Origin of the sequence: Ruminococcus sp. YE282, assembly GCA_900101355.1 — a bacterium.
GTDB classification, from domain to species: Bacteria; Bacillota; Clostridia; order Oscillospirales; family Acutalibacteraceae; genus Ruminococcoides; species Ruminococcoides bromii_A.
The window spans coordinates 1-13,234 of sequence record FMUV01000016.1 but is presented as its reverse complement, the minus strand read 5'-3'; the positions used below and the strand labels follow the sequence as shown (position 1 = coordinate 13,234).

Genomic DNA, 13,234 nt, shown 5'->3' with positions numbered 1-13,234 from the left:
TACCTCTATATCATAACCAGGGCGACTGAAACGCCGACAAAAAGCCCCATTATTTTATATAATTTTGATTTTTTTGCAATCTCATTCTGAGCAGACAAAAGTTGTCGCTGAAACATCGACTGATAAAGCTGCAAATGCTTTATTTGACCTTCTAAATCAGACTTTCCAAGCTCTGAGCCAAAGTCTGTTAAAAGCTTTTTATCCTCGCCTTTGAGCGCCAAAGAGTTCGGAAGTTCTGACACGTTGGCGTTCCACAATTCTGAAAAAGCTTTATCTGTTTGGCTCGAATCAACGATCAAATATCTCATATCATCAGAATTTGCCGAAGCAGATATAAGAGTAAAAATATCAGAGCCGCTAAACCTTAGATTTGTTTCAAGCAAAGATATGAATACAAGCAAATTTTCCAAAAACTCACGGCGCCTGTATAATGCTTTAGACTTTATACACCCCGTCACAAAGCAAGCTGATACCAGCAACAGACTTCCTAAAATTTTAAGTATCAAGAAATTCACCGACCTCTGATATTTTGGATACCTGACCGATTTTTGTCCTATCGGAAAGAAAAACAATTTTTGAAAATGCTCCGAATCTTAACAGCGACATTATATTTTCCTTTTGCCTCAATTCTTCAGCGTTTGAGGTATGGACGGTAGCAATAATTCTAACGCCGCTGTTTATAGCCTGCTCAATTGCTATTACGTCGTCTGATGAACCGATTTCATCGCATACCACAACATCAGGCGACATACTTCGGATTGCCTGAATCATGCCGTCACTTTTATAATAGCAGTCGTAAACATCACACATTCCTATGTCATTCTGATAAACTCCTGAACAAGTTCCGGCAAGTTCTCCTCGTTCGTCAATAAGTGAAACATTCTTTTCCGATTCGGTAGACAATATTCTTGCCAAATCCCTTAAAACAGTAGTTTTGCCCGAACAAGGTGCACCGCATATCAAAACTCCGCCGTCATCATTTTTTAATTGCTTATACAGCTTTTGTGCACATCCGCGATGCTGCCGTGCAATTCGTATATTTATTGATGAAATATCTCTGATATTTGTAATTTTGCAGTTGCCTATTACGGCAGTTCCGCATATGCCCGCACGATGTCCGCCCTGCATAGTAACAAAACCGTTGACAATTTCGTTTTGTCTGGTATAAACCGAATAATTGCAAATACTTTGAAAGGTTTCTTCAATATCAGATTTTGTAACCGTCAGCATATATTTATCGTTAATTGAGCTCGTCAGATTGCCGTCGGCAGTTATGTAATACTTGGAATTTATGCATATAATCATTAAAGGGCGATTAAGCCTTAACCTGATTTCCATTGCCGTGCCCTCAAGTTGGTTAATAAACGGCAAAAGTTTTTTTCTTAATGAAGCCGAAAGACAGGCTGATGCTTGCCGAAGTCGTCCGTTGTCATCAATCTTTGTCATTTTACATTCCTCCAAAAATCATTACACTAATTACTATGTTGACAAGCATAAAAATATGACCACGATTTTTAACCGTGGTCATAAATATTATTATATTTAGATTTGTGTTATCAGTAGAAAATCTCTGCCTACAAATAAGGAAATATTTGATATTAGCTTATTATTTATCAATCATACTTAAAAACTGTTCTTCCGAAATGACTTCAATTCCGAGTTTCTGCGCTTTTGTTAACTTTGAGCCTGCCTCTTCTCCGGCAAGAACATATGAAGTCTTTTTAGACACCGAAGAACTGGTCTTTCCGCCGTTTTGTTCAATAATTTTGGAGGCTTCACTTCTTGTCATCGTAGGCAAAGTTCCTGTTAAAACAAAAGTATTGCCCTCAAAAACTCCTCCGGAAATTTTTTGTTCGGAGGGTTTCATTTTAAGACCCAAATCTTTAAGGTCAGCAATGAGCTGTTTTGTGCTCTCAAGTGAAAAATAATTTTCAAGGCTTTGTGCCATAACCGAGCCAAACCCGTCAATGCTCTCAAAATCTTCGGCTTTAGCGTTCATCAAATCGTTAACGGTAAGAAAATGCTCACACAATAATTTTGCCGCCTTTAGCCCTATATTGCGTATACCGAGAGCATATACAAGTCGGTAAAGCTCGTTATCCTTTGACTTCTGAATTGAATTTATCAGGTTATTGGCAGATTTTTCAGCCTTGCGCTCAAAGGCAGATATATCATCCGTCTTTAATCGATATAAATCAGCGGGAGATTTTACGAGTTTCTCTTTTAAAAGCTGTTCGAGAAATGCGGGACCAAGTCCATCAATATCCATAGCGTCACGGCTTACAAAATGAATCATATGCCTCATAAGCTGAGCCGGACAATCGGTATTTGTACAGCGTGTAGCGGCTTCATCATCCTGCACAACAGGACTTCCGCAGGAAGGACATACTGTCGGAAATACAAACGGCTTTGCATCCGACGGATGTTCACTTACGGAAAGAACCTCGGGAATAATCTCGCCAGCTTTACGAATTACAACCGTATCTCCGATACAAATCCCCTTTTCTTCAATAAAATCACGATTATGCAGAGTTGCACGGCTGACGGTTGTGCCTGCAAGCAAAACCGGTTCAAAAATTCCGACAGGAGTCAAGACTCCTGTTCTGCCTACATTTATTTCAATGTCAAGCAATTTTGTTGCTTTTTCTTCCGGAGGATACTTATATGCCTCCGCCCACTTGGGATATTTAGCCGTACTTCCCAAAGCACGGCGTGCCTCAAAACTGTCTACCTTAACAACGGCGCCGTCAATTGCGTAGTCAAATTCGCCGCGGCTGTTTCCGATTTGCTCAATTTGCTCAAGAGCCTCATCAATCGTGTCACACACCTTGTAAAAAGATGTTGGAAAACCAAGCTCGGAAAGATAATCAAGGCTTTGTCTGTGAGATTTAAGTTCTGTTCCTGTCACCTGTTGAACATTAAAAATAAATATATCTAATTTTCTTTGCGCTGTAATTTTTGCATTTTTTTGTCTGAGTGAACCTGCGGCAGCATTTCGGGGATTTTTTGCAGGTTTTTCGTCATTATCTTCCTGCCGCTTAACAAGCTCTTCAAAGCTCTTAAACGACATATAAACTTCTCCTCTGACTTCCAAAAACTCCGGTGCGTTAGGAATACGCTTTGGCAAGCTTTTAATTGTCATAAGATTATCGGTAACGTCTTCGCCTGTTATGCCGTCGCCCCGTGTTGAACCTCGCACAAAGACGCCGTTTTGATACTCGCAGGCAACTGACAAGCCGTCAAACTTCGGTTCAACTATATATGTTACGTCAGGTACGACCTCACGCACCCTGCGGTCAAAGTCACGCATTTCAGCGTGAGAAAAACTGTCATGCAAGCTCTCAAGCGGTACGGTATGCACAACAGGAGAAAACTTTTCACCTGCCATGCCTCCAACCCTGCTTGTCGGCGATAAGGGCGACTTGAACTGAGGATACTGCTTTTCGAGCTCTTCAAGTTCTCTAAGCATTTTGTCGTACTCATAATCAGAAATTTCAGGATCGTCTTTGTTATAATATAAATTATTATGATATTCAAGCTGTTCGGTTAATTCTTTTATGCGGCGTTCAGCCAATATTATATCCATATATACTCTCCTGTTTAAGCTAATTAATTAATATCTACTGAACAAACCCAAATTTCAAACTGCAGGCAAAGAGCAACAATATCTCCGCCCTCAGCTTCTCAATCCTTCTCAGGTTGAGGAGCAGGACGGACATAGCGATGCTGTGGCAAGTCGTTTCCTTCAGTCTTGTCACTATCATCCCCATGCCGCATTTGCGTTTGGCGAGGCTGAACTTACGCTCAACCTCAACACGTTCACATTCGTCGATATAATTCTGTTTTTTGTCGACCTCGGCATCCTTTTTCGGCCTGCCGAGAGCCGGTCCGGAGAGCCTGGTTTTGTGCTGTTTGCAGTATTTCAGATTCTCGCGGGTGCGATAGATTTTATCGACAAGTACACGCTCGGGATAATGTCCCGTACGCTCCTTGTACTGTTCGATCATATCCTTCAAGCCCGTGGACTCATTGTATGCGTCAAAGCTGTGTCTTTCGAGACGCGTCCAGCCCTCGCAAACGCTAATATCCAGCTTTACGCCAAACTCTACCTTCGCCTTGGCTTTTCCGCGCACGATCGGTCGGATCCACGGCTGGCTCAGACTGACGATCCTGTCCTTAACACTGTGCGTACGGTTATCGTACATTTCTTTTTGCTGGGTGTAGATCGTTTGGATTGTGGAAAACTTTTCCTCGAATTTTGCGGGAAATGTTTTTCCACCGGCGAGCATTTTTTCGATGTGACCGATGTTCATTTTGAGATAACCAAGTTGATTTCCGATCGCCTTACGCGTCTGCTTTGCTTTCGGTTTGCGGATGCGGGCGTAAGAAGTGTAGTCTTTATGCGCTTTCTTGCGGTATGTGCGCGGCTTTTGCTCACCTTTCACGTGCAGCTCGTCAATGATTTTCTCGCTGCACTCACGAGCCTTATTGAGCAACGAAATGTCCTGCGGAAATGAAATCTGCGACGGAGCGCAGGTCGCGTCAACGATCATCGTTCCGCTGTTCTTATCGATATCATCGGAATCGTCGGATTCGTCTTTTTGTGATTCTTCCTTCTCTTTTTCAAGCTTCGCCTGTTCGGCGGAGATTATCATTTCATTGATTTCTCCGATGATCTCAGGTGTCAGGCGCTTACGAAAGTACACCATCATCGATGGATCAAACGGCGGCTTGCTGTCGTCAAAGGCTTTGTAGCCGCAGAAGTATTGGAGATACGGATTCTCTTGGATTTGAAGCGGGATCTCCGCGTCGGAGTAGCCGTACTCCGCCTGAATGATTCTCGCGCCGAGACCTAGACGAAGCGACTTCGCGACATTGCCCTTCTTGTTGGAGAAAAGCTTCGCGTATTTCTTCTCGATCTCAAGCCACGGAATCATCTGTGCGCGCTTCACCCATCGATTACTGTTTTTCAGATTCATGCCAACCGGCTGTCCGAAATCTTCAAGACTTATCTGTCCGTTATCGAATTTATACATCCCATCCATCTCCAAATACAAGCTTTTTGCGGCTTTTCAACCGTTTTCCTTGCATTTATTATACCACGTTTTGACAGGTTTTGCACTGTTTATCGGATAATTGAGATTATTCAGTTGGCATTAATTAAATTGAATTACAGCGATTATTTATTAACGGCAGATGTTCCCTTTTCACGCAAGAATGTTGATTCAAGGTCAGCAAGATGCAATTTTACGGCAAGCGGATAGCGGTCGTAAGCCTGACTGATGGTATTGCTGTTTTTGTCGCCAAACTCACCCATATGCCAGCGAATCGCCATGGCTTCATCAATTTTAAGGTGCATTTTTCGTTCAATGAGAAATACCGATTTTTCTCCGTGTCCGTACGGAAATTGGTCGTCAACAGCATAATAAGGAACTTTTTCCCACTGTCCCGTAGTTTCATTTTTCACATTGCGTGAAGACACCTTATAAAACTGTGCCTTACATAAATCGTGAAGCAAACCGCAAATTGCAAAGCTTTCAACACTGTCGGTTTCTTCATCAAAGTGTTTTTCCATCATAGTGTTAAAAACACTTACCGAGTGCATTACCAATCCGTTTTCACAGGCACAATGATACCTTGTGCTTGCAGGAGCGGTAAAAAAGTCGGTGCGTTTCAGCCATTCAAGCAAATCATCGGCACCCTGGCGTGTGATATGTTCATTATAGATTGCGATAAATTCTTCTTGTGGCGTCATAATGTCCTCCGTAAAAAAATAAAGGGCACTTATAAAGTGCCCTTAATCGATAGAATTATTCAGCGCTTTCTGTCTCTGCAGGAGCTTCTTCGGGAGCTGTTTCCTTTGTAGGAGCCTGCTCGTCTTCAGGAAGAAGAGCACGCATTGAAAGACTTACACGCTTTTTGTCAAAATCAATTGCTGTGATTTTTGCTTCAACAGTTTCACCAACTGAAAGAATGTCAGCGGGCTTGTCGATTCTCTGGTTGGCAATCTGAGAAATGTGGATAAGACCATCAATACCAGGGATAATATTTGCAAAAGCACCGAATGTTGTAAGGCCAACAATCTTAGCTTTTACTACTGTTCCCTCAGGATAATCTCTCTTAAGAATTTCCCACGGATTGTCTTCGGCATTTTTGAAGCCAAGAGAAATTTTCTTTGTTTCTTCGTTGATGTCCTTTATGTAAACATCAACAGTGTCGCCAACGTTAACAACTTCGCTCGGATGCTTGATGTGTGTCCAAGAAAGTTCTGAGATGTGAATCATTCCGAACACACCGCCAAGATCAACAAATGCGCCGTAGCTTGTAAGTGACTTAACAACGCCCTTGTAACGCTTGCCGATTTCGCAGTTCTTCCAAAATTCTTCACGCTGAGCAGCTCTCTGCTCTTTGAGTACACTGCGGATTGAGCCGATTGCTCTTCTCTGTCTGCCGCGCTGTGAAACCTCAATAAGTCTGAAGTTAACTTCCTGACCAACGAGATCCTCAAGCTTTTCGTCACGGCTTGCAGTAGCCTGTGAAGCAGGGATAAATACTCTTACGTTGTTGTAAAGTACAATTACGCCGCCCTTAACAGCTTCTGTAACCTTGCTTGTGAGAATTTCCTGAGATTCAACCTTGCCCTGAAGTTCTTCCCAACCCTTCTGAGCGTCAACTCTGCGCTTTGAAAGCATAATTGTACCCTCTTGGTCGTTAGTCTTCATGATAAGAAGCTCGATTTTATCGCCGATTTTTACAATATCTTCAGGTTTAGCGTTTGGATCGTTTGAAAGCTCTGAAACAGGAATAAAGCCTGTCTGTTTTCTGCCGACGTCAACCTGAACTTCGTTAGGTGCAATACTGATTACTGTACCCATTACCCTCTCATTTGTATTTAAGTTTTTGAGGGACTCTTCAAGCAGCTCCTCAAAAGATTCTTCAACATTTGTTTCACCGGATTTAATTTCACTCATTGTATCCAGTACCTCCTTTATTATCCTTGTCGGTGTTGACGCACCGGCAGTCACGCCTATGTCTTTGGCAGCCCGAACCTTTGCCGTATCAAGTTCCCTGGCGGTTTCAATCAGTACGGTATCAGAACATCGCCTTTTGCAAATATCAAATAACTTTGCCGTATTTGAACTGTGTCTGTCACCTATAACTAACATAAAGTCCGACTGAGCAGCAATTAAATCAGCTTCACTCTGCCTAACTGACGTAGCATTACATATTGTATCAAATATTTTTACATTTGTACATAGTTTTTTTATCTTTTTTACGGATTTTTCCCATTCTTTTGTATCAAAAGTGGTTTGTGCAACAACCTTTAAGTTTGTATTGTTCTTTTTAAGAATAATAGGCAATATTTCTTCAAGCTCGGCTTCATTATTAAAAGTATAGCACTCGGCAAGGCAATTGCCGATTATGCCCTGCACTTCCGGGTGATTCTTGTTACCCGCTATCAAAACAATATCATAATCCGGATTTGCCTGAGCCACGATGTTATGAATTTTCTTTACAAACGGACAAGTTGCGTCTTTATAGTCAATACCCTTTGCGCCAAGCTTATCTATTACCGACTTTGGGACACCGTGTGAACGTATTACAAGCGTTTCACCGTCTTTAAGCTCATCAATATCATCTATCGGTCGGCATCCCTTTTCTTTTAATTCACGCACAAGCTCCATATTGTGAATAATCGGTCCGAGGGTACAGACTTTAACATCGTTTACAATTAAATCATTCACAATATTAATGGCTCGGTTTACACCAAAACAGAAGCCTGCCGACTCAGCCTTTTTTATACTCACGTAAATCTTGCTCCCTCATCTTTTTTATTTCGTCCATTATCTTATTTGAGGCGTTTCTAAGCTCTCTCCTGCCTCCGTCGGGAGTAAGCCCCAATTGTTCGGGAGTAAGCGGCTCACCAAAATGTACAACACATTTTGAAAACCTGTGCTTTGGATTTCCGACAACGGTAATACATGCGGGAATCACAGGCACCTGCATCTGTTGAGCAACAAGCGCACAACCCGAACGTGGGCGCATTAAATCGCCGGTTTTGGTTCTGCCGCCCTCAATAAAAATAGTCATAACTTCGCCGTCTTTGATTAAGTCCTCGCCTGTTTTGATGGCTTTGTTATCTCCTGCGCCTCTTTCCACTGGAAACGCACCGAGGGCACGTATAACCGAAGCGAAAAATTTATTTTTAAAAAGTTCGGATTTAGCCATAAAAAACAGTCTGCGTTTTTGGCAAAGGCCTAAAAGAACAGGGTCTGCAAAAGAAATGTGGTTGCATGCGAGAATACAGCCTCCGCTCTCGGGAATTGTGTGATTGTTAATAGCCTTATATCTGTAACAGAGTTTATATATCGGAGTACAAACTACTCGTCCGATTGAGTAAAGAACTTTTGACTGTCCCATTAAATATTCTCCTTGATTACTGAAATTATTTTGTCAACAGACTGTTCAAAATCAAGCTCTGTCGTATCGACAATTACACAGCCATCGGCTGGCTTAAGTGGCGCAACATCTCGGTGAGTATCATTATAATCACGCTGTATTACATCGTTAAGTACATCCTCATACTTAACGTCCATGCCTTTTTCACAAAGCTCTTTATATCTTCTCTGAGCTCTTGCCTCGGGTGACGCTGTTAAAAATATTTTTACTTTCGCATTTGGAAGAACCACCGTACCTATATCACGTCCGTCCATAATAACGTTATGGGTTTTAGCCATATTGCGCTGCAAGTCAAGAAGATATGCTCTTACCGCAGGAACAGCCGATATTTTTGACGCCATCATTGAAGCCTCAGGAGTACGAATTTCACCTGACACATCTTCGCCGTCAAGCAAAACTACCTGTTCACCAAGGCTATTAAATGTTAAATCTACGTTAATTTTGTCTAAAAGTTCTTCAACTTCTTTTGACGGTTTTGGCTCAACATTTTCGCGGCTTGCGGCAAGACCTATTGTGCGGTAAAGTGCACCTGTGTCTACATATATATAATCAAGAGCTTTTGCCGCTTTTTTTGCGATTGAGGATTTTCCTGCTCCTGCAGGGCCGTCAAGTGCTATTACAACAGACATATAAATTCTCCTTGTGTTTTATTTTAATATAATATTTCTAAATTAGAATTATACAGTTTTCAAGTATATTTAGATTGAGGCGGAATTACCGGCAAGTCTGCCCGTACTCCAAGCTATCTGCAAATTAAATCCGCCGGTGTATGCGTCACAGTCAATAACTTCACCAGCAAAATACAGGTTGTTTAAAAGCTTGCTTTCCATAGTTTTGGGATTAATTTCTGTGGTTTTTACGCCGCCTGAGGTAATAATGGCTTCCTCAATCGGTCTGAAACCGCTTATATCAACCGTAAAAGCTTTAAGAATTTCACAAAGCTTTCGGCGCTCTTCCTTTGTTATTACATTACATTTTTTATCAAACGGAACGCCCCAGCGCTTTAGCACGGGAATAATTATTTTTCTCGGCAAAAGCTTTGAAAATGAGTTTGACACATCTTTATTTGAATTTTCAGTAAAATCATGTCTGATTCTTTTGTCAAGCTGTTCAAAATCGAGCGCAGGTTTCAAGTCAATTTCTGCATAGTATTTTCCTGCCGTTATATCACGCAAATGTGAACTTGCGGAAAGAATCATCGGTCCGCTCATTCCAAAATGGGTAAAAAGCATGTCACCAAAATCACTGTATGATGTTTTGCCGTTTGAACGGTTAATTATTTTAAGAGAAACATTTTTCAGCGATAACCCCTGCATGGATTTACATTCGGAATCACAGCTCTCAAGAGGCACAAGCGACGGTTTTGGCGTAATTATCGTGTGTCCTGCCTGCTTTGCAAGAGTATATCCGTCACCGGTTGAGCCTGTCAAAGGATAACTCTTTCCGCCGCAGCAAACTATCACACAGTCAGCTTCATAAGTTTTTCCTTTGCATTTAACAGCACATAAATTTCCGTTATTGATTACAAGCGCTGTTGCAGTGTCGTTGATGAGTTTTACACCGTTTTGCTCAATATAACCGTTGAGTGAATCGACAACGTCAACCGCCTTGTCGGAAATCGGAAAAACACGGTTGCCTCTCTCTGTTTTAAGGCTGAGCCCGAGGCTTTCAAAAAAATTCATTGCCTCCCACGGATTAAACGAATTTATGGCAGAATACAAAAATCTTCCGTTTACAGGTACATTGCTTATAAAAGTCTGGACATCACAATTATTGGTAATATTACACCTGCCCTTGCCTGTAATCATTATTTTTCTGCCGACGCGATTATTTTTTTCAATCAGGTTAACGGAAGCCCCATTTTCGGCAGCGGTACCTGCGGCAATAAGTCCTGCCGCTCCTCCGCCGATTACAACAACAGATTTATTTTTCATCTTCATCAGCCGCTATCGGATGTTCCCTGTCGTGACTTGTATAAACGCCCTCACGATTCCACACCTGTTCAAGGTTACGGAATGTTTCGGAAACCTCCTCCTTTTTCTTTAATACGGTTGCAACGATAAGTGCATTTATAAGACTGAGCGGTGCAACAAGCGAATCGACGATTGAAGCCATATCACTGCGTGCTATAAGGACGGAATCGGCAGACTGAACAAGAGGCGAAGCCATACTGTCAGTCAGCGCAACTGCATGTGCTCCGCGGGAACGTGCAAAGTTCATCGCTTCAATTGCCATACTGCTGTAACGTGGAAATGAAATTCCGATTATAACGTCTTTTTCGGTAATTCTGAAGATATGTTCATAGGTTGATGTTGCGCTTGTGGTATTTATAAGACGTACGTTGTCAAAAATCAACTCAAAATAGTAAGCCAGAAAACTTGCAATAGCGGCGGTTGAACGAACACCGAAAATATATATTCTTTCAGCATTGCAGATTTCCTGAACGGCACGATTAAAATCTTCGTTAGAAGTTTCCTCAATGGTTCGGCGAATTTTCTCAATATCCTGGTTAAGAACGCTGTCAAGCACATTCTCGTTTCCGATTCTGCTTGAAGTAACTTCTATTCTTTGAACAGAAGTCAGCTTGTTGCGAATCATCTCCTGCATAGCTTTTTGAAGGCACGGATAGCCGTCATATCCAAGCTCGGTTGCAAATCTGACAACAGTGCTTTCAGACACACCGACTGTCTGTCCGAGCTTTGAAGCCGTCATAAAAGCGGCTTTGTCATAGTGTTCCTCAATATAAAGGGCAATTCTTTTTTGTCCTTTTGAAAATGAATTCATCATTAAATCTATTCTTGTAAGAAGATGCGTTATCATTGTATGATACTCCCTATTTTTAAATACTCTTTCATTTTAACACATTAACTTGCATAATTCAATGATTGATGGATTATTTTTAGTAAAATTTTGACCCGATTTGAGAGATTATTTTGTTTTTGTTGCAAAAGTACATTCATTATGTTAAAATTAGGTATCCTATTATCGCTTTGGGAGATGAATTTATGATTGCTATTATTGATTACGGAGCAGGAAATATTCAAAGTGTAAACAAGGCTTTGAAATATATAGGCTGTGAAGCGTTTATTACCAGAGATAAAGAACAAATTTTGCAGGCTGACGGTGCGGTTTTGCCGGGAGTAGGCTCATTTGGAGACACAATGGATACGATGAATTCATACGGTATCAAAGATACTGTTATTGACTTTATTAACAGCAAAAAGCCGTTTTTGGGAATTTGCCTTGGACTTCAGCTTTTGTTTCCCAAAAGTGAGGAAAGTCCGGATGCCAAAGGACTTGGAATTTTTGACGGAACGATTTCAAAAATTTCGTCAGGCGATGGCTTAAAAATCCCCCATATCGGCTGGAACAGTCTTGAAATAAAAAAGAATGACGGACTATTTAAAGGTATTGACAAAAATCCGTACGTTTATTTCGTTCACTCATATTTTCTTAATGCAGCGGATAAAAATATTGTTTCAGCTCAGACAAAATACGGAGTTACAATTGATGCGGCAATTGAAAAGGATAACGTATTTGCAACCCAGTTCCACCCGGAAAAAAGCGGTGAAACCGGTCTTAAAATTTTGAAAAACTTTGCCGATATTGTAAAAGGCTAAGGAGGATAAGTTATGTATGCAAAAAGAATAATTCCCTGCCTTGACGTAAAGAACGGCAGAGTTGTTAAAGGAATGAGCTTTGTAAATCTTGTTGACGCAGGCGACCCTGTTGAATGTGCAAAGCAGTATGACAAACAAGGCGCAGACGAATTGGTCTTTCTTGACATTACTGCATCAAGCGATTCAAGAAATATCACAATTGATATGGTTGAAAAAGTGGCAAATTCTATCTTTATTCCGTTTACTGTCGGCGGAGGTATCAGAAGCGTTGATGATTTTAACGTTCTTCTGCGTGCCGGAGCAGATAAAGTTTCCGTAAATTCAGCCGCTGTATACAGACCTGAGCTCATCAGCGAAGCAGCTTATAAATTCGGCAGTCAGTGTGTTGTTGCGGCAATTGACGCTAAACGCAAAGGTACAAGCTGGGAAGTATATGTAAACGGCGGAAGAAAACCGATGGGCATTGATGCCGTTGAATGGGCAGTAAAATGTGAAGAACTTGGCGCAGGAGAAATACTTCTTACAAGTATGGACGAAGACGGACAGAAAAACGGTTATGATATTGAACTTACAAAGGCTGTATCGGAAAAAGTTAACATTCCGGTTATTGCAAGCGGAGGTGCCGGAGCGCTTGAACATTTCTATGACGCATTCACCAAAGGCAAAGCCGATGCAGTGCTTGCAGCCTCACTTTTCCATTTTGGAGAAATTCCGATTCCAACACTTAAAGAATATCTTGACAAAAAAGGAATCCCTGTCAGATTATAATCTACGTGCAAACGCCCGATATTCCACTAAAATGAGGCAGATTTTCGCTCATTTTATAGAAAAATCTAAGCATACAAATACTGCACCTGTCGTTTTTTGACCTGCCCCAGATTGAGCAGACAGTACAAAAACAGCCTAATTGGTAGAAAATAAAATTTTAAGCAACAAACTGATTTCGTTTTTCAAGCGGAGTCAGTTTTGTTTTAGTTTGAATACGGTAATTGTTGTAAAAATTGATGTATTCGGATATGAAGAGGCGAGCCTCTTCATATCCGGAAAGTTTTACTCTGTGGATACATTCCGTTTTGAGAATTGAAAAGAAATTTTCGGCTAAAGCGTTGTCATATGGATTACCACGCCTTGACATTGACGGCGTTATGCCGTAT

General features: G+C 41.3%; 13 protein-coding genes. 2 read left to right on the top strand and 11 right to left on the bottom strand.

Annotated elements, in window-relative coordinates; genetic code table 11:
- Positions 1-5: 5 nt before the first annotated feature.
- From BLP46_RS06770 to BLP46_RS06725, 10 genes are all read right to left on the bottom strand, one after another.
- Positions 6-515 (bottom strand): stage III sporulation protein AB, encoded by a 510-nt coding sequence (locus tag BLP46_RS06770; RefSeq protein ID WP_318259518.1) that lies wholly within the window; start codon positions 513-515, stop codon positions 6-8.
- Complete coding sequence (locus BLP46_RS06765) at positions 496-1,446, bottom strand: ATPase, T2SS/T4P/T4SS family (RefSeq protein ID WP_092977518.1); 951 nt, start codon at positions 1,444-1,446, stop codon at positions 496-498. Before BLP46_RS06765 ends, BLP46_RS06770 begins: the two co-directional genes overlap by 20 nt.
- Positions 1,447-1,606: 160 nt before the next feature.
- Positions 1,607-3,586: an NAD-dependent DNA ligase LigA gene (ligA, locus tag BLP46_RS06760; RefSeq protein WP_092977516.1), complete on the bottom strand. Its 1,980-nt coding sequence runs from the start codon at positions 3,584-3,586 to the stop codon at positions 1,607-1,609.
- A gap of 34 nt (positions 3,587-3,620) precedes the next feature.
- Positions 3,621-5,036: an IS5 family transposase gene (locus BLP46_RS06755; RefSeq protein ID WP_143000463.1), complete on the bottom strand. Its 1,416-nt coding sequence runs from the start codon at positions 5,034-5,036 to the stop codon at positions 3,621-3,623.
- 143 nt (positions 5,037-5,179) lie between these two features.
- Complete coding sequence (locus BLP46_RS06750) at positions 5,180-5,755, bottom strand: hydrolase (protein ID WP_092977514.1); 576 nt, start codon at positions 5,753-5,755, stop codon at positions 5,180-5,182.
- 55 nt (positions 5,756-5,810) lie between these two features.
- Complete coding sequence (locus tag BLP46_RS06745; protein ID WP_092977512.1) at positions 5,811-7,808, bottom strand: bifunctional 4-hydroxy-3-methylbut-2-enyl diphosphate reductase/30S ribosomal protein S1; 1,998 nt, start codon at positions 7,806-7,808, stop codon at positions 5,811-5,813.
- Entirely contained in the window at positions 7,789-8,421 is a 633-nt protein-coding gene (locus tag BLP46_RS06740; protein WP_092977510.1) for a lysophospholipid acyltransferase family protein, read from the bottom strand. The genes BLP46_RS06745 and BLP46_RS06740 overlap by 20 nt, the downstream gene beginning before the upstream one ends.
- Positions 8,421-9,089: a (d)CMP kinase gene (cmk, locus tag BLP46_RS06735; protein ID WP_092977508.1), complete on the bottom strand. Its 669-nt coding sequence runs from the start codon at positions 9,087-9,089 to the stop codon at positions 8,421-8,423. The genes BLP46_RS06740 and cmk overlap by 1 nt, the downstream gene beginning before the upstream one ends.
- 69 nt (positions 9,090-9,158) lie before the next feature.
- Complete coding sequence (locus BLP46_RS06730; RefSeq protein ID WP_092977506.1) at positions 9,159-10,394, bottom strand: BaiN/RdsA family NAD(P)/FAD-dependent oxidoreductase; 1,236 nt, start codon at positions 10,392-10,394, stop codon at positions 9,159-9,161.
- Complete coding sequence (locus tag BLP46_RS06725; protein ID WP_092977504.1) at positions 10,384-11,280, bottom strand: MurR/RpiR family transcriptional regulator; 897 nt, start codon at positions 11,278-11,280, stop codon at positions 10,384-10,386. Before BLP46_RS06725 ends, BLP46_RS06730 begins: the two co-directional genes overlap by 11 nt.
- A 185-nt stretch (positions 11,281-11,465) precedes the next feature.
- Between BLP46_RS06725 and hisH the strand changes: the two genes are divergently transcribed.
- Both hisH and hisF read left to right on the top strand, forming a co-directional pair.
- On the top strand, positions 11,466-12,080 hold the full coding sequence (hisH, locus tag BLP46_RS06720; protein WP_092977502.1) for an imidazole glycerol phosphate synthase subunit HisH: 615 nt from the start codon (positions 11,466-11,468) through the stop codon (positions 12,078-12,080).
- A gap of 12 nt (positions 12,081-12,092) precedes the next feature.
- Positions 12,093-12,848, top strand: coding sequence for an imidazole glycerol phosphate synthase subunit HisF (gene hisF / locus BLP46_RS06715; protein ID WP_092977500.1), 756 nt, complete (start codon positions 12,093-12,095; stop codon positions 12,846-12,848).
- Positions 12,849-13,005: 157 nt separating this feature from the next.
- Here the strand turns inward: hisF and BLP46_RS06710 are convergent.
- The coding region (locus BLP46_RS06710) for an IS3 family transposase (RefSeq protein ID WP_143000462.1) at positions 13,006-13,234 on the bottom strand (229 nt) is incomplete at its 5' end.